14 protein-coding genes and 2 tRNA genes are annotated in these 22,140 nt (G+C 36.6%); 10 read left to right on the top strand and 6 right to left on the bottom strand.

Features of this window, described 5'->3' with window-relative positions; translation table 11 throughout:
• Nucleotides 1-135 precede the first annotated feature (135 nt).
• The 3 genes from QM524_RS05980 to QM524_RS05970 all read right to left on the bottom strand — a co-directional run bounded on the left by QM524_RS05980 (nt 136) and on the right by QM524_RS05970 (nt 2,800).
• A complete protein-coding gene (locus tag QM524_RS05980) occupies nt 136-1,026 on the bottom strand; it encodes an NAD kinase (RefSeq protein WP_283343878.1) in 891 nt (296 codons plus the stop codon).
• Between the two features lie 200 nt (nt 1,027-1,226).
• Complete coding sequence (locus QM524_RS05975) at nt 1,227-1,892, bottom strand: CBS domain-containing protein (RefSeq protein WP_283343877.1); 666 nt, start codon at nt 1,890-1,892, stop codon at nt 1,227-1,229.
• Between the two features lie 125 nt (nt 1,893-2,017).
• A complete protein-coding gene (locus tag QM524_RS05970) occupies nt 2,018-2,800 on the bottom strand; it encodes an alpha/beta fold hydrolase (RefSeq protein WP_166578148.1) in 783 nt (260 codons plus the stop codon).
• A 610-nt stretch (nt 2,801-3,410) separates the two neighbouring features.
• Between QM524_RS05970 and QM524_RS05965 the strand changes: the two genes are divergently transcribed.
• Nucleotides 3,411-4,631: an NAD(P)/FAD-dependent oxidoreductase gene (locus QM524_RS05965; protein WP_283343876.1), complete on the top strand. Its 1,221-nt coding sequence runs from the start codon at nt 3,411-3,413 to the stop codon at nt 4,629-4,631.
• A gap of 61 nt (nt 4,632-4,692) precedes the next feature.
• On the opposite strand, the gene QM524_RS05960 is transcribed toward QM524_RS05965, so the two are convergent.
• On the bottom strand, nt 4,693-5,622 hold the full coding sequence (locus QM524_RS05960; protein WP_283343875.1) for an NAD(P)/FAD-dependent oxidoreductase: 930 nt from the start codon (nt 5,620-5,622) through the stop codon (nt 4,693-4,695).
• Nucleotides 5,623-5,923: 301 nt separating this feature from the next.
• Between QM524_RS05960 and QM524_RS05955 the strand changes: the two genes are divergently transcribed.
• From QM524_RS05955 to QM524_RS05940, 4 genes are all read left to right on the top strand, one after another.
• The gene (locus QM524_RS05955; RefSeq protein ID WP_095160876.1) at nt 5,924-7,246 is read left to right on the top strand and encodes a vanadium-dependent haloperoxidase; all 1,323 of its coding nucleotides are present in this window, start codon (nt 5,924-5,926) and stop codon (nt 7,244-7,246) included.
• A 144-nt stretch (nt 7,247-7,390) separates the two neighbouring features.
• Nucleotides 7,391-8,782, top strand: a complete 1,392-nt coding sequence (locus QM524_RS05950) for a methyltransferase RsmF C-terminal domain-like protein (RefSeq protein ID WP_283343874.1) — start codon at nt 7,391-7,393, stop codon at nt 8,780-8,782.
• Between the two features lie 320 nt (nt 8,783-9,102).
• The gene (locus QM524_RS05945; protein WP_095160878.1) at nt 9,103-11,007 is read left to right on the top strand and encodes a DUF349 domain-containing protein; all 1,905 of its coding nucleotides are present in this window, start codon (nt 9,103-9,105) and stop codon (nt 11,005-11,007) included.
• A gap of 248 nt (nt 11,008-11,255) precedes the next feature.
• Nucleotides 11,256-11,328 (top strand) — tRNA-Thr (locus QM524_RS05940).
• Nucleotides 11,329-11,371: 43 nt separating this feature from the next.
• On the opposite strand, the gene QM524_RS05935 is transcribed toward QM524_RS05940, so the two are convergent.
• The gene (locus QM524_RS05935; RefSeq protein ID WP_283343873.1) at nt 11,372-12,130 is read right to left on the bottom strand and encodes a helix-turn-helix domain-containing protein; all 759 of its coding nucleotides are present in this window, start codon (nt 12,128-12,130) and stop codon (nt 11,372-11,374) included.
• 157 nt (nt 12,131-12,287) lie between these two features.
• On the opposite strand from QM524_RS05935, the gene QM524_RS05930 reads away from it, so the two are divergent.
• Nucleotides 12,288-12,360: transfer RNA gene (locus tag QM524_RS05930), tRNA-Thr, on the top strand.
• Nucleotides 12,361-12,416: 56 nt separating this feature from the next.
• Here the strand turns inward: QM524_RS05930 and QM524_RS05925 are convergent.
• A complete protein-coding gene (locus QM524_RS05925) occupies nt 12,417-16,535 on the bottom strand; it encodes a hybrid sensor histidine kinase/response regulator (RefSeq protein WP_283343872.1) in 4,119 nt (1,372 codons plus the stop codon).
• 980 nt (nt 16,536-17,515) lie between these two features.
• Here QM524_RS05925 and QM524_RS05920 point away from each other — a divergent pair.
• The 4 genes from QM524_RS05920 (at nt 17,516) to QM524_RS05905 (ending at nt 22,044) form a co-directional block, all read left to right on the top strand.
• Nucleotides 17,516-18,487, top strand: a complete 972-nt coding sequence (locus tag QM524_RS05920; protein ID WP_283343871.1) for a VOC family protein — start codon at nt 17,516-17,518, stop codon at nt 18,485-18,487.
• A 201-nt stretch (nt 18,488-18,688) separates the two neighbouring features.
• Nucleotides 18,689-18,991: a hypothetical protein gene (locus QM524_RS05915; RefSeq protein ID WP_095160884.1), complete on the top strand. Its 303-nt coding sequence runs from the start codon at nt 18,689-18,691 to the stop codon at nt 18,989-18,991.
• A 121-nt stretch (nt 18,992-19,112) separates the two neighbouring features.
• A complete protein-coding gene (gene nadE / locus QM524_RS05910) occupies nt 19,113-21,128 on the top strand; it encodes an NAD(+) synthase (protein WP_283343870.1) in 2,016 nt (671 codons plus the stop codon).
• A gap of 157 nt (nt 21,129-21,285) precedes the next feature.
• Nucleotides 21,286-22,044, top strand: a complete 759-nt coding sequence (locus tag QM524_RS05905; protein ID WP_095160886.1) for a type III pantothenate kinase — start codon at nt 21,286-21,288, stop codon at nt 22,042-22,044.
• Nucleotides 22,045-22,140 lie beyond the last annotated feature (96 nt).

The following is a 22,140-nucleotide window of genomic DNA, read 5'->3' as shown; positions in this document are numbered from 1 at the left end:
TCTGAATAACTTCTGGTTTGACAGCGTGATTATTTACGATTGTTAAGGTAAATATATGTTAATAAACGTTAATATTTTGCTTTTGGTATGCTGACTAATTCTTCGAAACGTTAATTCTTGAATACGCTCCTACCACTAGTTTCGAATATCAAGTCCCCAATTTAATTTACTTCTTAGCGTATTGAGAAAATTAGTATTGGATAATTTCAACAAATTAGCCTTAAATTTTTCTCTTTCCATCCTGATTTTTACATTTCCATCCACAACCTTCGACCTTGCATCAAGTGAAATTAGGTAATTGGCACTTCTACTCTCTACCTCAAACTCTAAGATTGAGTCGGTAGTCACTACCAATGGTCTTACGTTAAGGTTGTGTGGACTCATCGGTGCTATTACAAAAATATCGGAACTTGGCATTACCAAAGGTCCTCCGACACTCAAATTATAACCCGTCGAACCCGTAGCAGTGGCAATAATCAAGCCATCAGCCCAATAAGCATTGAGATATTCACCATTAAGATACGCCTTTACCACAATCATAGAAGAGGTATCTGTTTTCATGATACCCAGTTCATTGAGTCCAAAATTTAAACCATCAAATATATCAATAGGTTTTCCATTCAACTGTGTACTGATGCTTACCAGTGTGCGTTTGTCGAGACTATAATGCTCGTTGAACAGCTCATCCAGACTTTCTTGAATTTTATCAGGTGAGATCGTCGCTAAAAAACCGAGACGACCCGTATTGATACCCAAAATTGGTATTTCATAATCACCGACGTGGGTAACAGCATCTAGCAAAGTACCATCGCCGCCCAAGCTAAAAACAAACTGGGCATCAGCTAGGTCTTTTTGAGAGGTATATATCGAGGTTGAATTGTAAACAATTCCTTTTTCTTGGAGAAATTTATGATACGATTCAGAGATTTGCAACGATACCCCTTTGGCATCGAGGGTATCAAACATTGTTTGTACAAATGGCTTTACGGAATCGTTGAAATTACGCCCATGAATGGCTATTTTCATTCTACTACAAATTCTTATATTACTGTAAAATCAAACAAAATGGGCTATTCGACAAAATTCAATGAATTTGAATTTTGTTCTTTGCTCCCATAAACAAAAGAAGAGATTCATTTTGGAAAAGGCAAATTTAAGGCTTGATTTTGCAAGAAATAATAAAACCCATAAGATTTAGTGAGTTCTTATGGGTTTTCAAAATTTTATTACAAGTCCAAATATCTCATCAGCATATCGAATCGCTCTTTGTCAGGTGTTACAATTGGCTCAAAAGCATATGCTCCAATTATATGATATTCAAAGCGTTCGAGAGTCGCCACCACTGGTGATATATCTCTCCGATTAAGCTTGAGTGTTAAAATATCTCTAAAGTTCGACGATTCATCGCCGCTTGTATAATAGCTACTGATAACTTTGGTATCGTTTGCCTCAATCAGCCGACTGATTTCGGAAAGCGAATAGTCACGATTACTTATGGCAATTTCGATGATAGCACCTAGTTCTTGTGAACCTAACTTTTTAGTAAGCTCATTAAGAAGTTCATTTACAAGTATGGTTCCCACAAAATGATGTTCGTGGTCAAGTACTGCAATTACCTCTAAGTCAAATTTTTGAGATTGAGCCAATACCTCGTAAAGGTGTTGGTTTTCTAAAACAAAAACATCTGGACACTCAGGCTGCAAAGCCACCATCGGCAATGATTCATCAGCATCTATCAGTATATCTTGACTTATCAATCCTCTGTATTCGGTATCTTCTACAATTGCTAATTGCCCAACCTTATAATCCTCCATCCACCCCAAAGCGTCTCCAACAGTGTCACTGGATTTCAGAATGGGTAAAACATGATTTATTATATCTTTTGCAAGCATTGTAATAAAGTGGTAAGTTGTTCTCAATAGCAGAACTCAAGAAATGACCTTCTTATTGTTCTCTATTTTCTAAAATTAATGATTTAATGGCAACTTCCCAATTCGATAAGTCAAATATTTGCTTGCTAACACGCCAATTCTAACTGTGTAATGGGCGTTTTTTCTAACCAAGTACTCAATATTTTGTTAAACTCTTCAGGACGTTCCATCATAGGAGCGTGGCAACACTTGTCGATGAAGTGTAATTCTGAGTTTTCAATCAATCGATTAAACTCATGTCCTACCTGAGGTGGAGTAATGGTATCATTAAGTCCCCAAACCAACAAAGTCGGCACTTTGATATTAACCACTTCTTTGGCCATATTGTTTCTTTGAGCCGATTTTGCGATAGCAATAATGCGAATTACTTTCTGTGCGCTATTAGTAATATCAAAAACTTCGTCAATTAGTTCCTTTGTGGCCGTTTGAGGCTCATAAAATGTATATTCTACACGCTCTTTAATGTATTCGTAACTTCCACGCTTAGGATATGAACCACCCATGCCATTTTCGAATAGCCCAGAGCTACCCGTCAATACCAATCTTTTTACTTTTGTAGGATTTTTCAAGGTAAAAATCAATCCCACATGACCGCCCAACGAATTGCCTAAAAGAGTTAGATTGTCAAGGCCTTTCCAACTAACAAATCCTTCAATGAATTCTGTTAATCCTTCACAGCCTGCCTTTGTAATAGGCATAGTGTAAATTGGCATCATTGGAATAATTACACGATAGTCTTTTTTAAAGCCTTCGATAACTCCCTCCCAGTTGCTCAATGCACCGAAAAGTCCATGCAATAACATCAAGGTTTCACCTTGTCCTTCGTCAATATATTTATATCCGTTTCCTTCGTGAATCTGGTAGTTCATAACTATTTGAGGTTTGAAATTTCGACTGAATAAAGTGTATATTATTCAATCTCATGGTTCGATTAGTTTTTGGACAAATTCAATAATTTTCTGAATAAAAACTAGCAGAATATAACCTATAAAAAGAATAGACTTTTCTACTTTTTTCTAAAAAATAATCATTGCATCGATATTCATAAAATCATCTTCTGGGTGAACCTTACAATGGTTTTGTTCAATTTTAGAAGTGAATTATCTCTATGCAAAATAACAAAAAATATCTAAAATAATCCTAGTTTTTACTACCTGTGTTCAAAATTCTTTTCAAAAAATATCGTAAAAAAAGGCGTCAAAAAACTATAATTAATTAAAAATCAAATACTTAAATTTACAAATCAAATATAGATAATTTTATTCATTTTATGAAAAATTAATAATTCAGTATTTTACACTTAAAATCAAAAAAAATAGACATATAAAAATAATACAATTTTCCTTTATTTTGTCATACAGCTAACAAACACACTCAAAAACAGATTTTTGTCAGGGAGATAATTTTTGTTTAATATTTTTTAAACAAAATAGGTTATTTCGTACTTAAATTTTAAACAAAGACATAAAAACGAAGTATATGGTACTCATTATAGGAGCAGGAATTGCTGGTTTAAGTTGCGCTTCTTACCTACATTCTAAGGGCATTGAAACTCGCATTTTAGAGGCCTCAGATGATATAGGAGGGCGAGTAAGAACAGATACAGAAAATGGATTTTTACTAGATAGAGGTTTTCAAATTTTATTAACATCATATCCCGAAGCACAACAATTATTAAATTTTGAAGCACTCGATTTGAAGGAGTTTAAGTCTGGTGCACTTATCAAAACTGAGCAGGGATTTAGCACACTCGCTAATCCATTTAAGGAGCCTAGCGAGCTACTATCTTCACTATTTTCTTCGGTGGGTACTTTTGCCGACAAACTCCGTGTTGCACGACTTAGTTGGGAAGCACAAGGACTTGATGAGGAAATTATGGAAAGACCTACGGAGTCGACATTAGCGTTTTTACAAGCTTATGGATTTTCAGAAAAGTTTATTTCCGATTTTTTCAAGCCCTTCTTCGGAGGCGTTTTCCTAGAAAATGAACTGAAAACCTCCGCTTCTTTTTTTAAATATATTTTTGGGAAATTCTATGATGGCGAAGCTACCATTCCTGCCAATGGGATGCAGCAAATCGCCAAACAGATAGCGTCAAAATTACCCGCAAATACTATTCGCTTGAATACTAAGGTGAGTAAAATTCAGGGAAATACAGTGGTGCTTTCTGATGGTGAAAATATTGTAGCAAATCAAATCGTGATTGCCACTGATAGTTATCAAGCTGCACAGTTGTTGGGTCAACCTTTACCTACTCAGTTCAACAGTACTATTTGTAGTTATTTTGAAGCTCCTAAGTCGCCTTTAGACAAACCTATGTTGGCGTTGAATCCAAACAGAAAGGGTTTAATCCATAACCTGTGCGTACCTAGTGATATAGCTCCACATTATGCGCCTGAAGGAAAAGCGTTGGTATCAGTTTCTACCCAAAATGCGCCTTCTCTTTCGGATGAATCTTGGGAAAAACAATTGAGAATAGAATTAAAAGATTGGTTTGGGGCAGAGGTAGATTCATGGAAGTTTTTGAAGAAATATGAGATAAAAGAATCTTTGAATTCTTTCCCAGCAGGTAGTGTATTGAATCCTCAATTTAAAATAGCTGAAAATTTGTACCAATGTGGTGATTGGACCAGCTATCCATCACTCAATGCAGCCATGATGTCGGGAAGAAAAGTGGCTGAGCTAATTGCCAACCGTTGATATCTAAATCACAAACATGAGGCATTCGGAATGACTCATGTTTGTGATACATCTTCAATATTTAGCAAATCGCCTGAGCTATAGCTTGTCCAGACAAAAATGCGCCTTCTACATTACCAATACCAAAAGCATCGCCACCGATATAAACGGGATAATTTTTTAATTGCAGAAAAGTGCCACTAGCTCGCTGTGATGCCAAGGCATATCTCCAACGATGTATCTGATAAGTATCTATCTGCTCAACATTCACCATATCCGAAACAGAAGCGATTAATTCAGAAGCAACTTTTTCAGCATTTTCTTCAAGGTGTGACTGCGAATAATCTGCTGAAGCATGAATTGTTAGGGTAGGATGCTCTGTCAAGCCCTTTTCAGCGTTATCTACTATCCATGAGACAGGACTATTTGCTAAAATTCTTCCCCCTGTAATCGTACTATCTGAATACTTGAGCTTTGCCATAACCGCCCAACACGGGTCGTATTGAATAGAATTTAAAATATTTTTCTCCTCATCTTCCAGCAAAATATCAGAATCTTCAAACAGCTGTAAAACCTGTGGAATTGGAGCCGAAATAATCAATTGATCAAAGTCATATTGCTCTCCCGATTCTGCAAAAGCTACACCATGGGCTATTCGCACGATTTTCTCGGTCAATTTTACATCAAGTCCTTGAGCCATAAATTTTGGAAGAGCGTTCATGCCATCGGGACAAACATAACGAAGATGAGTTCTATCGGTCACTTTCCAAGATTTGACTACTTGCTTTTGTACAGCCTCATCAATAAATTCTTGAAAAATTGCTGACTTAACCGAAAAGTATTGTGCACCATGATCGGCTTTGGTATCTGCAAATCTTCTGGTAGCCATCCTACCTCCAACGCCTCTTCCCTTGTCTACAATCGTAACTGCAAATGAATCTTGCACAAGAACTTGTCCTGCACGAAGCCCAGCAATTCCTGCTCCGATAATAAGAATTTTTTGTTTTGACATATCCTTTAAATTGGTATTTAACAACAAAACCTCATTCCTTCCTAATTGTTAGCACAATCTTCGATTTGTACTCAAAAAGCTATTTTTTCTCTGAATTTTTCAAGAATTTATCAAATAGTTATAAAAATCAGCTCGAATACTGACAGATATAGCCCTAATTCATTCAAAGATTTTATTAACTTTGGCGATACAAGCATTGTTGGTAAACAATTATATATAAAACACAGAATCTATTTCGAAAACTGCAAAAAGAACCTACTCGTTAACCATTTTTGCATTAACCAAAAACTATACTTCTCAGATGAAAAGACTATTCCTTTTTGTATTGCTAGCTACTGCGATTTTTAGCTGTAAAAAAAGTAATGAAAATTGGCAGCAAGCAGCAGCAAATCCAGAGTTTTTAAGAAGAACACAATCCCAACTTACCGAATCCATCATTCACGACATTTTTGCACCTCCTGTATCAAGTCGTATTTATATGTATTCAGCCCTAGCGGCTTATGAAGCACTAGCGGCAGGAAACACCAATTATCAATCGATGGTAGGACAATTGAAAGGGTTCAAAAAAGTAGCAAAACCAGAAGCTGGCAAAGAATACTCCTATCCTGTTGCCGCTGTACGTGCCTATCTGACTATTGGTAAAAACTTGACTTTTGCGCAAGAAATTTATGTTGACTTTGAGAAAAAACTAGAAGAGGACTATAAGGCAACAGGTATTCCAAGTGAGGTTTATGAGCGTTCAATAGCCTTTGGAGATTCGATTGCAGCATCAATTATGAATTACTCAAAAGGTGATAATTACAAGCAAACTCGTGGTTTCCGTTATACCGTAACTCAGAAAAAAGGAACTTGGGTACCAACTCCTCCTGCCTACATTGATGCAGCCGAGCCATATTGGTCAAAAATCCGTCCTGCTACTTTGGATACTTCTTCTCAATTTATGCCCCCAAGACCTTATGAATACGATATGACCAAAGGTAGTAAGTATTATGATATGGTAATGGATGTATACAATACCATCAATAATCTTACTGAAGAACAAAGAAACATTGCCAATTTCTGGGATTGTAATCCGTTCAAAATGAATATTACGGGTCATGCGATGTTTGCTACAAAAAAGGTTTCTCCTGGTGGTCACTGGATGGCAATTGTAACACAAACCTCTCGTCAACTCAAAGCAGATATTTATCAAACATCAGAAGCTTACTTGTTAACTTCTATGGCAATTTTCGATGGATTTATTTCTTGTTGGGACGAAAAATATCGTTCTATCAAGGTTCGTCCAGAAACTGTTATTAATGAATTGGTAGACAAAAACTGGCAACCAGTTCTTCAAACACCTCCTTTCCCAGAATATACTTCAGGGCACTCTGTAATTTCAGGTGCTGCTTCTGTTGCGCTTTCAAGTGTATTGGGAGATAATGTAGCTTTTGCCGATTCTTCAGAAATGCAGTATGGTTTGCCAGTGCGCAATTTCAAATCGTATAAAGATGCCGCCGAAGAAGCATCTATTAGTAGACTTTACGGAGGTATTCACTTCCGTCCAGCTTTAGATTTAGGTCTAGAACAAGGTCGAAAAGTAGGTGGTTGGGTCATTACCAAGGTGAAGACACGCAAGAAATAAAATGGTTTATCAGTATAAATCTCACGAAGTCCCAAATTTCATTGTAAATTTGGGACTTCGTTGCTTATCAACAACTGGGAGCAAATCCACCAATAAGACTATCTGCATCACCAAAGGATGTAGATTCTAAAATAAATGCCAATAATGTCCCTTCCTCAAGCTTTACTAGATTCGCTTAGTCAGGTTACTGGATACCAAGCCGATTCTTTTATCAAAACGCATGAACTAGGAGAATCTCCAACGTCAATCAGAATCAATCCTGATAAAATAAATACTCCCCCAGCCCACTTGAATATTCAAAGTCCTGTACTTTGGAATCAGTATGGCTATTACCTTAATGCTCGTCCAGCATTTACTTTTGATCCTTATTTCCATGCGGGTACGTATTATGTCCAAGAAGCAAGTTCGATGTTTTTGGAATACGCTGTCAAACAAAGCGTCGACCTCGACGAGGATTTGAGAGTCTTGGATTTGTGTGCAGCTCCGGGTGGCAAAAGTACCCTTTTGGCAAGCCTACTTAGCCCTGATTCGTTGCTAGTTAGTAATGAGGTTATCAAAAGTCGTGCAAACATTTTGGTCGACAATATGAGTAAATGGGGTTTGACCAATACCTATGTAACCAATAATGACCCAAAAGATTTTAGTAGAATAGGTGGCTACTTCGACTTAATTGTCGTAGATGCACCATGCTCAGGATCAGGACTTTTCCGTCGTGACCCTGAGGCGGTAGTTGAATGGTCATTAGATAATGTTGCTATGTGTAGTCAGCGTCAGCAACGTATTTTAGCCGATGTCTGGGATTCACTCAAAGAAGGTGGTATTTTATTGTATTCGACTTGCTCCTATTCTGAAGCTGAAAACGAAACTATCATGGACTGGGTAGTTGATAACCTTTCGGCTAAAAATGTAGTTTTAGATAAAAAAGATACTGATACTATACAACAATGGGGTATTGTTCGCACAGAGTCACCCGATCATAAAGCCATAGGATATCGTTTTTATCCTGACCAAGCCAAAGGGGAAGGTTTTTTCTTGGCTGCATTTCAAAAAACTAAAGCGGATTACAAACCTTTTCACCGTCCACATATTAAGCCTCAACGTACCAAAAGTTTCAAACATGAAAAAAGTGTTTTGAGTCAATGGATTACAGACCTAGAAAATTATATGTGGTTTGAAAAAAACGATAATTTTTATCTGATCAATCCCGAGCACCAGAGTGATTTAAAGATTTTACAGAGTAATTTATATATCAAAAAGGCAGGGATTTTATTAGGCCAAATTGGGGCAAAAGATTTGATTCCAGAGCATGAATTAGCCCTTTCGACTATACTATCTGAGCAAGTACCTATTTTGAATGTTTCTTATGAACAAGCAATTGCGTACCTTCGCAAAGATGATTTTGTACCTGATACCGATCAGCGAGGCTGGTGTGGCATTGCTTACGAAGAACATATTTTGGGATGGGGAAAAGCGCTAGGAAACAGATTTAATAATTATTATCCCAAAGAATTACGTATTCTGAGCCGTTTGCCCTAAATTTCGCATTATTCTCCCACATATACCCCTTAAAACAGAAAAACTAGTGCGTTTTGTAAACGAAAAAAAAATCATACGTTTATACTCTAACTATTTTTTCTATTTTTGTACTAAAATTGTAATGTCTGCAAATCAGATTTTGAAGAATTGAACAACTGTTATTTGAAAGAATATTTTAAATAATAATATTTTTCGAAAAATCTGAAAATTAAGTGTTTATAAACTGAAAATAGCACACAGTAAATAAACTCGATAGTAGCTCGCAAGACAAGCATGCACCTCAAACTACTATTTAGTGTATAAGCTGTAAAAAGAATCGCATGGTTAACGAAGAAGCAAACGAAATTAAACAGCAACAGGCTGCCAATCCTCAGGAGGAAATCGACGCGACTACCGCACAGGTATTAGAATTGGCCGAAAACACTGAAGCTGAAACAACTGATGTTCACACAGTTGATTATTCTACTTTCCAAAAAAATGACTTTGTTGAGCTATTGTCAAAATTACTTGACGATGTCAAAGAGCAACCTTCGGTAGCTGCTTTCCGCAAATCAGAAGATGTTCTTAAGGAAGTTCGTCCGCTTTTTGAACAGTTCAAAACAGCAGAACGTGCAGAAGCTCTTGCTAAATTCAAAGAGGCAAATGATGGCTCGGAAGATGGATTTGAGTTTAAATTCGATGAAACTATCGAAAAATTTGACAAACTCTTTAAGGCACTTAAAGAAGAGCGTGCAAAGTATTTTAATCAAATAGAAAAAGAGCGTGACAAGAACTTTAGTCAAAAAACTGAGCTTCTTAACCGCCTTAGAGCTATTGTTGAAGGAGAAGACAATACTGATCCTGCTCAAATCAAAGCAGGTTTTGCTGAATTCAAGAAAATTCAAGATGAATGGAAATCAGCAGGTAATATCAACTCGCCTCATAACAATACTTTGTGGCAAACATATCATGCTTTAGTTGACCGTTTTTACAGCAACAGAAGTATCTACTTCGAATTGTTGGAGTTAGACAGAAAACGTAATCTTCAACACAAAATTGAACTTTGTTCTAAAATCGAAAAAATTGCTGAAGCAGCTAAATCTGATACCGTAACTGGTAAAGTTTTGGACGAAGCTGTAGCTATCTTCGAAGAATATAAGCATATCGGTCCAGCTCCAAAAGAAGAAAACGAGCTAATCTGGACAAGAGTTAAAGAAGCTTTGGATGTAATTTATGGCAAACGCCGTGAACAACTAGAAGCTCAAAAAGCAGAATCAGAACAAGTTTATACACTCAAATCTTCAATTGCAGAATTGGTTGAAACTTTCGCCAATTTTACAACAGAATCTATTTCTGAGTGGAATGAGCGCACAAAAGCCCTTTTGGCCTTACAAGACCAATGGAATAATGTGAAAGGTTTTATGCCTAAAGAAAAAGGTAAAGAACTTAGCGACAAATTCTGGGGTAATATCAAAACCTTCTTCAAAAATAAAGGCGAGTTTTTCCGTCAGCTAGAGGGTAAGCGTGAAGAAAACTTGAAAGCAAAAGTAGCTATCATTGAACAAGTAGAAGCGCTTTTGACTTCTGGTGATGATTCGCAAGATGCTACAAATAGCGTAATTCAGTTACAGAAATCATTCCGCGAAGTAGGTCACGTTCCTGAAAAAGATAAAGACAATATCTATGAGCGTTTCAAAAAAGCTTGTGATAGTTTCTTTGATGCAAAACGTGCCAAAAACCAGAATATCGAGAAAGAGTTTGAAGCAAATTTAGCGAAGAAAGTTGCACTTTGTGAGCAAATCGAAGCTGAAGCAGTTGAAGGCGCTGAGACTTCAAAACTAGCCGATTTCAAAGCTCAATGGGCAGGCATAGGTTTCGTACCAAAGAAAGATATGCAGTCGATTGGCAAACGCTATATTTCTGCTATCAACAAATATGTGAGTGCAATGGGTAAACTTTCTGGTAAAGAAAGAGAACAACTAGCACTTCAAACAGAAGTTGATATTTTGAAATCGAGAGGTGATTTTTCACCAAGAGAATTGGGTAAAAAAGAAAATGATATTCGTCGTAAGATTCAGCAAATTGAAAACGACATCTCGTTGTACAAAAACAACTTGGAGTTCTTTGCAAAATCCAAAAATGCGGATAAACTTCGTGTTGATGTAGAAGCTAAAATCAAGAAAGCAGAACAAGATTTAGCTCATTTCAAGCATCAGTTGAAAGTAATTCGTGAAGCAGAGAAATAGTTATTATACAAAAAAACAAAAATAGGATGCGAGTTTCGCATCCTATTTTTGTTGGTAGATACCTCTTTCATATTTTTTTCAAAAAAAAATCATTTGTAAGGTTTTTGTAACATTCTTGTTATCAAAAAATTACGAACAACTTACAAAAAACTTTCATTTTTGCGTTCTAAAACATTTGCATATTACAATTCAAGCTACTAATTTTGTATCACGATAAGCGACAAACGTACTGCAAATCGTTGAAAAAAGCCTTCTTAGCTCAGCTGGTAGAGCAACTGACTTGTAATCAGTAGGTCATTGGTTCGATCCCGATAGAAGGCTCAAAAGCTCGACAAATGTCGAGCTTTTTTGTTTTATAGCCTTTCTAATGCCTCATCTTGTCGGGGGTCTCACCAGTAAATTGCTTAAAATCCTTGATAAAGTGAGCTTGGTCAAAAAAGTTATTTTCATAACAAATTTCAGAAAGAGACTTCGCCTCTCCTAAGGCATCGAGTACTACATTGAAGCGCACAATTGATGCAAATTTCTTAGGCGAGATTCCAACAAGCTTTCGAAAACGCTTTTCAAATGGACTTGCGCTGATATTTAGTCGCTCATTTAATTCTTTCACACGAATATTCCCTTTACTTTGATAAATCATTCGAACGGCCTCCACAATCAATTTGTCCGTTTGAATGTGTTGTAGCTGAGTAATAAAGAACTGCTCCACTATCTGTATCCTTTGGATATCTGTCTGAACTGAGCTTAAACGATCTTGTATTTCATCAACTAAGGATTTTTTGAAAATATATTCAAGGCCAATACTCAGATTAAAAAGTTCATTCGCTGGATGCTTTGTAAAATGAGCTAATCCTATTTCTGTAAAAAATACTAGCAATGTTCCAATCTTAGGCGAGTTTTTAAAAACTTTGTAACTATCTACTATTCCTGTAATCCCTGCTGAGTGTAGAGTCGAAGCTTGACTTTCTTGAATAATGGCAAGACTACCTTTATACTGAAAACCTACTACTATACCTAAAGACGGCAACACCTTATACTCTGATTCGTCTTCCATTTCTGAAACAACAAATTGCTTGATATATGGTTTTAAGGTATCGGAAGGTTGGAATATCTCAAATTTCATTTATTTTTTTTTACCACTAAAATACTATAAAAGAAACACTTAAGTACTTTTCAGAAAAATTTTCAAAAAAAATTCATCAAAATACTTGTGTGACATATATGAAAACACTAATTTTGCATCACGTTAAACGACAAGCAAGTCGAAATCGTTGAAAAAAGCCTTCTTAGCTCAGCTGGTAGAGCAACTGACTTGTAATCAGTAGGTCATTGGTTCGATCCCGATAGAAGGCTCAAAAGCTCGACAAATGTCGAGCTTTTTTGTTTTATATCGATTTCTATTGTCTCTTCTAGGAACGGTCTTTTGACCACTTTTGCAAGATATTTACAATTGAATCTAAGCTAAAAGGCTTGCTCAAGTAATCATTCATTCCTGCGTCTTCAATATCTTTTTGACATTCATCGATTGAATTAGCTGTCATAGCAATGATCACTGGCTGTTGTGACTGTAGTTCTCTAATTTTGAGAGATGCTTCGTATCCATCCATTTCTGGCATTTGGACATCCATAAAAATTACATCAAAGAATTTCTCTTGAATCATCAATAGTGCTTCAAGTCCATTATTGACCATTTGAGGTTGATAGCCTAACTTGTTCAATACTTTACCAATCAAGTATTGATTCATAGGGTTGTCCTCAGCCACAAGGATATTTAATGGATACTGTTGTGCAAAATCCGAAAATAATTTTCTATGATGAGTGATATTAGCTATTTCTTGAGCTTTCTCCGTCTTCTTCAAGATCATCAGAAGGGTTTTACTCAGTAAATGCTGTTTTACAGGCTTAGTGAGTACCGCAGCAAATAAATCCTTATGATTTTTATGTGTATCATCGGTAACGGAGGTTAATAAGATAATTGGCAGATTTTTTCTTTGCTCACGAATATTTTGGGCAAGCATGATGCCATCCATACCAGGCATTTGGCGGTCGGTGATAATTGCATCAAAAATTAGAGTTTCATCGGCTAACAATGTCAAAGCTTGAGCTGCTCTTTCCACTAATACAACCTCCAATCCCCACGAGCTCAATTGTTGTTTGAGAATTTTAAGATTGGTTTGATTATCATCAATAACCAATATTCGTTTATTGTCAAAACTTACTTCATGAAGCAAGCGATACGATTGGATAGGTTCTTTACTAATTTTTGAGTGAATCGTAAAATGGAAGTTACTACCCTCCCCTTCTTTACTTTCTACACCAATCACCCCACCCATCAATCGAATAAGTTTTTCGCTGATGACAAGCCCCAAACCAGTTCCACCGTACTTGCGTGTTGTAGAAGAATCAACTTGCGAAAATGCGCGGAATAAACGTGAAAGTTTATCTTCTGGAATTCCGATACCCGTATCTATTACTTCAAATAATAAATCTACATATTCTTCATGCTGTTGTTGAAGCTGAACTCTAACCAAAATTTCACCCTTTGAGGTAAATTTAATAGCATTACCCACCAAATTAAGTAGTACTTGACGCAAACGTTGCTCATCGCCCACAATCTGCTGAGGTACATTGTAGGCAATTTCATACATCAAGTCCAAACGCGCTTCAGAAGCCTTTGAGGCAAACACGTCCAGCATTTCTTCTACACAAGCTCGCACATCAAAGATTCGCTCTTCCAGCTCCATATTTCCAGATTCAATTTTAGAAAAATCTAGAATATCATTAATAACTGACAGTAAGTCTTCACCACATTGCTTGATGGTTCTAACATAACCAATTTGTTCCTCCGACAAATCGGTTTCATATAGCAAGCCAGTCATACCTATTACACCATTCATAGGCGTACGAATTTCATGGCTCATTGTGGCCAAGAAAATACTTTTGGCTTTATTGGCTTTTTCCGCCTCCAAACGGGCTTTATGTTCTTCATCTGTGGCCTTTTGTAATTGTATTGTTCTTTCTACAACCTCTTTTTCTAGTCGCTCGTTTTGGTTTTGAATTGTTCGCACTCGTAGCCAATACACCAAAAGTATAATGCCTATTCCCAAAACAAATACCAAGACTTTAAACCACCATGTCATCCAAAATGGCGGCAGGATAACTATCTCAAGGGTTACCCCCTCGGCATTCCAAATTCCATCATTGTTAGAGGCTTTCACCTTAAACCAATAGGTACCAGGATTTAGGTTGGTATAGGTTGCGCTACGGTTACTCCCAACATGATTCCATTTTTTGTCAAAACCTTCAAGTTTATAAGCATATTGATTTTTTTCAGGAATGGTAAAATTCAAGGCTGCAAATGCTAAGGTAAATACCGATTGGTCATAATTTAGGACGATTTTTTTGGCTGAATTGATATGTGTTGGAAAATTGGGATTAGAAAACCCTGTTGTTATCGGCGTATTAAAAATTGAAAGATTGGTGATATATACAGGAGGCACAAAGGTATTATCCTTGATACTGTCAGGATAAAAGCTATTAAAGCCATTTGGACCACCAAAATATATTTCCCCATCTTGAGTCATGAATGAAGCACGCGCTTTGAATTCATTACTCTGTAATCCATCAGCCAAGGAATAGTTTCGAACGTCGTTTTTATAATAGTTAAACCTCGTTAATCCTTTATTAGAACTAATCCAAAGGTTTCCTTTTTTATCAATTACTATACTTTTAATGGCATTATTGGCGAATCCATCTGTTTCCGAATACCTTTTAAATTTCCCCGTTTTAATATTCAATAAATTCAAGCCTCCACTTGTACCTACCCAAAGGTAACCCTTGGGTCCATCAGCAAAGCACGTGATATAATCGTTAGAGATACTTTGTGGGTCGCTGACCTGATGAATATATCTAGCAAATGATTTTGAATGAGGAAGGTATCTTGCGGCACCAGTTTCGGTTCCAATCCAAGTACGTCCATCTCGATCTACAAAAACTATATTAATATTATTATTGGGAATAGAGTTAGCGTTATCAGGTTCATGTTTGAATGACGTTACTTCATTCGTTTGCCCATTCATGAAGCATAAGCCTCCATTCCAAGTACCAATCCAAAAATTTTGCTGATGATCTCTAACAATCGAATTCACACTCCAGGAACTGATTCGAGATTTTGGGTCGGGTGTATCAATCGAGTAATTCTCAAATGTTTTGGTTTGGATGTTATACGTACCAAAACCTCCTCTATGATAGCCCAAGGCCAACATAGAAGAATTAAAATAATCCACTGCGATCACATAATCTGTTCTGGGGCTATTGGGATTGGAAGGGTTATTTTTGATAAAATCAAAAGTTTGGGTTTTACGGTTAAAATAATTGATTCCTCCTCCGTCGGTTCCAATCCATATTTGGTCTTTTCCATCGCCTGTAATCGACAAGACGAAATTGTTGTTTAGGCTATTGCTTCCAATTTGATTTTTGTAGCTTTTAAATTTTCTACCAAATTTTGGCAAGAAGTTTACACCACCCGACCAGGTACCTACCCACATGTTCCCAATATCATCACGATAAATGCTATATACTGAGTTATTGCTTAGGCTATTGGGGTCGTTTGCATCAAATTTATAGGTGGTAAATTGAAAATTGGGGAGCTTCAATACACTCAATCCACCATTTTCTGTTCCAATCCAAATGTTATTTTTTTCATCTTCTTGAAGACATAGAAGGTCATTATGAGCTAAACTGTTAGGATTATCGGCATTATGCAGAAAAGACCTAAAATCATCAGAAGTTTCATTGTACAAATTCAGTCCTCCACCTCTAGTGCCAATCCACATACGATTATGGCTATCTTTTAATACACTTGTGACCCAATTGTTGGACAACGAGTGTTGATTACCATCTTGGTGATAATAGTTTCGAAAGCGTTTGTTGGTAGGATTAAATAATGATAGTCCATTTTTACACCCAATCCATAAGTTTCCCTTAGCGTCTTCCGCTATTCGGTACACATAATTATCAGCTAGAGAATTAGATTGATTATCTCGATGCTTAAAGACACTAAAGTTATTCTTTGATCCATTAAATAAATAAAGCCCATCGACAGTTCCCAGCCAAAGATGTTGCTTAGAGTCGATAAATAAATCTCTAATTTTTAAGTCGGGTAGCTTTGTTGTATGGTGGGTAAAAACTTCGGTGGTTTTATCAAACTTATCAAGACCTCTTCCTGTAGCTACCCAAAGATATCCCTGCGAATCCTCTACGATATCAAATATATTATTATCAGAAAGCGAATTGGTGTCGTTGGTATAATGTTTATAGATGGTAAAAGTATACCCGTCAAATTTGTTAAGACCCTCTTGTGTAGCAAACCACATAAAGCCCTGTTTGTCTTTCAAAATAGCGCCAACCTGACTTTGAGAAAGTCCTTGATTGGTACTATAATGAATAAAGTACGGCTTGATTGCTTGAGCAATAGAATCATTGCTCAATGATAGCCACAAGACCAACATACAAATTACACGAATCATAGTTGAATAGGACAGGGAAGCAATAGTAAAACTCCCCTCAAATTAGATTGATGGTTTATTTTGGCAAGTATAATTACAGCCTTTTATGATTTTCTGAAATGGATTCTATGTTTAAGACAAGGACTTAGAGACTAAATTATTATAAATGCAATTCAAAATAATTTTCTTATTGAAAGAGTTCTTAGGCAGGATATTAAAAAATATAAAATTTTCTTACTCAAAGGTAAAAAAAAATAGTGATTCTTAAAACATACTTCACTTTTTTTGGGTTCTTGATGCAAATACAAAAAATTTAAACAATACTTTCTACTTTTATCAAAAATGTACGACACTTATCAAAGTATAACAAATATATAACACAACTTATAATAGCATTTATTTAAAATATTGAATTTCAGCGTTTTACAATAAAACTAATTGTACAAAAACAGAAATATTTAGTTATACACACTTAATTATAAATTATTTTACCAACCCGATATTCCACGCACATCATAAATTTTCCCCTTATTTCAGGAAAATTCTTTTATTTTTTTCTTGCATTGTTCGTTTATAGGTACTATATTTGTTCAAGTCAGCTTCAAGTAGTCACAATTTTATAAACAAGTAAGCTTGTAATACCTAGTCACTAGATAAACCGTCCTTTTAGTTAAGTATTACAATGTTCTATAGCATTTGGAAAGTGCATTATTAATTTAAAGCAAGAAGCATAATTAAGTAATACTTTTAAATGAGCAAGATAAAGTACTACCACTAATTATCTCGTCTTTTCCAAATTCCCTTTTTTTACGAAAAATTAATCTTTTTTTTACTTATAATCGTATATATGATTATGGTATATCGATGATGGGTGTTTTTTGCCCAGCGACCAAATAGTCAATGCCAAATACGTATTTTCTAAAAGCAATAAGCAAATACAACAATCTTATTAACATTATTTCCACACTATATTTATCGCAACACATTAAAAGATTATAATTATGAACAATTTCCTTACTTTGTTAAAAAAAGCAGTTGCTAATGCGGTGGTTAGCAACTCATTAATGGCTCTTGTTGCCCTTGTTCTATTATCAAATCGTGTTTTTGCTCAATCAGAAAATGTTAAGTTGGATTATTTCAGCCTGGCGCTAGCCAATCAGGATGAAAAGCCTAAAGCAATGTTCTTTTTTCAAGAAGTTTTAGGTGCAAACTTGATGACAAACAATGATCAAAACATTTATGAATTCGAATTGCCGAACTCTCCCGTTATCAGAGTATTCAAAAAAGAAAAACCAGAACCAAATGCTACTTGTAACTATAACAAAAGCGTAGAAAACTGGGGCACATGTATCAATAGTTATGGCTTGGCTTGGATTGTGGTTGCTACTTCTGATTTGAAAAGAACGGCAAAAGAATTGAAAGCTGCTGGATATCCAACCAAATTCAGCAAATCAATGCTTCCTGACGAACCTACTACTGAAGTATTGATTACTTCGCCTTTTAACAATCAGTTATTTTTGTTTGTTCAACGCGAAGATGTAAGCGCATCGGCTTGTAAAATTGAAAACATCCACTTGGTGGTGGAAAATTTGAAAAAATCAATCGGTTTTTATTCTGACACCATGGGCGCTTCTGACATCGAGTACGTAAGTGACGTGTGTGCCAAAGTGCAAATCGGTGGACAAAACTTTATTCTTGCCGAGCCAGAGGGTTTGTTGTTGGAGCCTTCGCAATTCGAAGGGAATACGTCTAACGAAGCGAGTGTGATAAAAGAACATTTCGGATTCTTATTCAACGACTTCGAACAAGGTATTTATGCAATCAATGGTAAAGGATATTATTTCAAAAATATGCCACAACCACAGTATCGTGACAACAAACACAGTCATTTTTCAAATGGTCAAATCTTAAGCCCTGATGGTTTAGTCATTGATTTGGGTGATATGGCTGTCAGCAGATATTCAAGACAATAATTAACTTTTCTCGAAATTTCTTACAAACAACATTATATTCCTTACTTACTCTTAAATATATCTATTTTGTAATCGTTAAAATTTAAGGTAGTCTTCCATCGAAGGCTACCTTTTTATTTGCTATTTTGTGCAGGTAAAGCTTAGATTCAATAGAGAATACTAATTTTGTAAACTTAAATCAAATCAACTTGTATCGTCAATATGAAACTAAGAGCATATATATTGTTTTTGTTAATCCTTGGAGCCTGCCAATTACTTACAGGCTGTATTTGGGCAAGAAGATGCCCTGAAAAAACATGTAGAGTTAGTACCGAACATAGACATGAAGGAGGAAATTTTCGTCCTCGTGCTGCATTTTCTTGGGTTACTACCAAAAAACACTGGCCTTGGAGTAGATTGGGCGGAGGGAAAAAATACAATGGTAAAAAAGACAAGAAGACAGGGAAAAAGAAATTCAAGTATTTATTACCTGGCGAAAGAGTTGATTTTGACAAAAAGAATTAGCGCATAATACAGACGGGCATACCGAGGAACTTGATTGAGCTAAGATTATGTTTTATCACAAAACTGCCAAAGCATAGCCTCAACGGCTTCATGCTTACACTATTTACTTATCTGAAAATTTATGAATTTAATAAAAGTTGCAGCTGGGGTGGTTAACCAAACCCCTTTGGCATGGGAAAGCAATAAAAGAAATATAATTGGCTGTATCGAAGAAGCCAAAAGTCAAGATATCTCAATCTTATGTTTGCCCGAGCTATGTATTACGGGCTATGGCTGCGAGGATATGTTTTATGCCTCTGGTACCTGCGAGACTGCACTCGAAATGCTTCAAGATATCGTTGAAGTAACCTCTGGACTTATCGTATCAGTGGGATTACCTATCCTTATCAACAACCGTGTGTATAATGCCGCATGTTTGATTTCTAATAAACAAATTCGTGGCTTTGCTTGTAAGAAGAATTTAGCTAACAACGGTTTACATTACGAAACGCGTTGGTTTCAGCCTTGGCCAGACAATCAGCGTACAGAGCTTACTATCGGAGAATTTAGTTATCCTGTTGGAGATTTAATTTTTGAGGCTGGTGGCGTAAAAATAGGATTTGAAATATGTGAAGATGCTTGGATTGCGAACCGTCCTGGTCGCTCGCTTTATTTGCAAGGAGTAGATATTATTCTAAATCCTACAGCTTCGCACTTTGCCTTTTTCAAAACGCAAACTCGTGAACGCCTTGTTCAAGATGGCTCAAGAGCCTTTGGCGTTGCTTATATCTATGCCAATCTGTTAGGTAACGAGGCTGGTCGTGCGATATTCGATGGCGATGCAATGGTAGCACAAGCAGGTGAAATGTTAGTTTCGGGTACTCGTTTTAGCTATCGTGATTTTTATTTGACCCCAGCAGTGATTGACCTTGATAAAGTTCGTTTAGAGCAAGTTCAAAATCGCTTAACTTTTTCGGGAACTTCCCAAAAAGTACCTTTCCTATACGACTTCCCTCCTATCAAACCAATCAAACAACGTTTTGAATTAGAACATTGGGAGGCAAAGGGTTTTCAGAAAGAGGAAGAATTTGCTCGAGCTATTGCCTTAGCGTTATTTGACTATCTTCGCAAATCTCGTTCGTCAGGTTGGGTAATATCACTTTCGGGCGGGGCAGACTCTTCGGCTATTACAGGTCTGTGTTATTTGGCGATTGAGCTTGGTGTTTCAGAGCTAGGACTCGAAGGTTTCAAACAAAAATTGGGGCATATTAAGAAAATTCAAGATTGCCAAAGTGTTCAAGAATTATCAAAAGCCTTAATCACCAATATTTATCAAGGAACAGAAAATAGCTCGAATGATACACGCTATTCAGCAAGTTCATTGGCAGAATCACTCAATACGACTTTTTACGATATTAATATCAATGGTTTGGTAGAAACCTATAAAGATTTGATTCAAGGGGCTATCGGGAGAAACCTTTCATGGGAAACGGATGATTTGGCACTTCAAAATATTCAAGCGAGGGTACGTGCCCCAAGTGCTTGGCTTTTGGCAAACATCAATAACGCCTTGTTATTAGCTACCTCAAACCGCTCGGAAGCAGCTGTAGGATATGCCACTATGGATGGCGACACTTCTGGTTCGATTTCTCCAATTGCTGGTATTGATAAGCATTTCTTGCGTCATTGGCTACGTTGGTTAGAGCATACAGGACTAGACGGACAGGTAAAACTTCCAGGCTTGAATGCTATGAACAATCTGCAACCAACCGCAGAGCTTCGTCCTTTAGAGGCCAAACAAATCGACGAAGAAGATTTGATGCCTTATGACCTATTGAATGCCATAGAAACGGCAGCATTTAGAGATAAAAAATCACCCAAAGATTGTCTTGAGTTGATGGAGCTGGAATTTGAAGGTATTTACAACAAAGAAAAATTGGTCATGAGTATCGACCGTTTTTTCCGCTTGTGGAGTCGTAATCAATGGAAACGCGAGCGTTATGCGCCAAGTTTCCATGTTGACGACCGCAATCTCGACCCTCGCAGTTGGTTGAGATTCCCGATCTTATCGGGTGGCTTTGAAAAGGAATTAGCCGATATGCACGACTATGCCAACGATTCGAAAGGCAAACAAAGAAGAAGTCGTATTGGATTCTAAAAATTTGACAAGGAGGAGAATTTACAACAAAGTCTCCTCCTCGTCTCTTTGGAGATACCTAAAATCCATAAAATAATATGTACTTTTGAGGAAAGATTTCAACCCTTTTCTTATTATTCATTAAGCTTTTTGGCAGAGAGTTTCTGTCATATACTTTATGCTTTTAGCAATTGATATAGGCAATACAGATATTGTTTTTGGTGTAAACGATGACCAGCAATGGATTCACCAGTTTCGCATAAGTTCTTCTTTTTCTCAACGTTCTCAAGATTATGAGGCACAACTTCGTCTGCTTTTTTTAGAAAATTCGCTCAAACTTAGCGATATCCATCAGATTATTGTTAGCTGTGTTGTACCTGATTTACGAGCCGTCATCAAAGATATGTCGGTTACCATGTTTGGTATTCAACCCATGATGGTCGGTCCAGAAATGTATGATAAGCTCAATATGGAAATTTTGAGTCCTTACGAAATAGGCACCGATCTGGTTTGTAACGCAACGTATGCCTATTATACCTACCAACAAACCTGCTTGGTTGTCGATTTTGGAACAGCACTTACCTTTACCGTAGTATCGGGCGAAGGTAAAATTTTGGGTGTTTCAATTGCACCAGGACTCAAAACAGCCGTAAAATCTTTATTTTCCAATACCGCACAATTGCCCGAAGTACCCCTTTCTATGCCCGAATCAGCCATCGGGACAAATACCGTCCATGCGATTCAAGCAGGGATTTTGTGGGGTTATGTAGGAATGGTCAAAGAAATGATTTACCAAATCAAACTAGAAGTTGGACAAGAGTGTAAAGTCTTGGCTACTGGGGGGCTTTCCTCTATCCTGACTCCTCTTCGTTCAGAGTTTGATGAAGTAGATAAAACCCTAACCTTAAATGGTTTAAAAATCATTGCTTCTCTATAGCACATTACTTCAGGATGCATTCTAATACGCATCCTGAAGTAAATACATCTACCAATCCCTACGACTACACTTTTATTCTTTCCAGAATCCTCCTTA

This window comes from Flectobacillus roseus, assembly GCF_030056595.1.
In the GTDB taxonomy this organism is placed as follows: Bacteria; Bacteroidota; Bacteroidia; order Cytophagales; family Spirosomataceae; genus Flectobacillus; species Flectobacillus roseus.
Note: the sequence above shows the minus strand (reverse complement) of the source record. Positions and strands in the feature narration are given on the sequence as shown.

Bases quoted from the DNA above. Each gene is read 5' to 3' on its own strand.
- QM524_RS05960 (WP_283343875.1), bottom strand. From the start codon at position 5,622: ATGTCAAAACAAAAAATTCTTATTATCGGAGCAGGAATTGCTGGGCTT.
- QM524_RS05925 (WP_283343872.1), bottom strand. From the start codon at position 16,535: ATGATTCGTGTAATTTGTATGTTGGTCTTGTGGCTATCATTGAGCAAT.
- QM524_RS05915 (WP_095160884.1), top strand. From the start codon at position 18,689: ATGAAACTAAGAGCATATATATTGTTTTTGTTAATCCTTGGAGCCTGC.
- QM524_RS05970 (WP_166578148.1), bottom strand. From the start codon at position 2,800: ATGAACTACCAGATTCACGAAGGAAACGGATATAAATATATTGACGAA.
- QM524_RS05980 (WP_283343878.1), bottom strand. From the start codon at position 1,026: ATGAAAATAGCCATTCATGGGCGTAATTTCAACGATTCCGTAAAGCCA.
- QM524_RS05905 (WP_095160886.1), top strand. From the start codon at position 21,286: ATGCTTTTAGCAATTGATATAGGCAATACAGATATTGTTTTTGGTGTA.
- QM524_RS05935 (WP_283343873.1), bottom strand. From the start codon at position 12,130: ATGAAATTTGAGATATTCCAACCTTCCGATACCTTAAAACCATATATC.
- QM524_RS05945 (WP_095160878.1), top strand. From the start codon at position 9,103: ATGGTTAACGAAGAAGCAAACGAAATTAAACAGCAACAGGCTGCCAAT.
- QM524_RS05920 (WP_283343871.1), top strand. From the start codon at position 17,516: ATGAACAATTTCCTTACTTTGTTAAAAAAAGCAGTTGCTAATGCGGTG.
- QM524_RS05950 (WP_283343874.1), top strand. From the start codon at position 7,391: ATGTCCCTTCCTCAAGCTTTACTAGATTCGCTTAGTCAGGTTACTGGA.
- QM524_RS05975 (WP_283343877.1), bottom strand. From the start codon at position 1,892: ATGCTTGCAAAAGATATAATAAATCATGTTTTACCCATTCTGAAATCC.
- QM524_RS05965 (WP_283343876.1), top strand. From the start codon at position 3,411: ATGGTACTCATTATAGGAGCAGGAATTGCTGGTTTAAGTTGCGCTTCT.
- QM524_RS05955 (WP_095160876.1), top strand. From the start codon at position 5,924: ATGAAAAGACTATTCCTTTTTGTATTGCTAGCTACTGCGATTTTTAGC.
- nadE (WP_283343870.1), top strand. From the start codon at position 19,113: ATGAATTTAATAAAAGTTGCAGCTGGGGTGGTTAACCAAACCCCTTTG.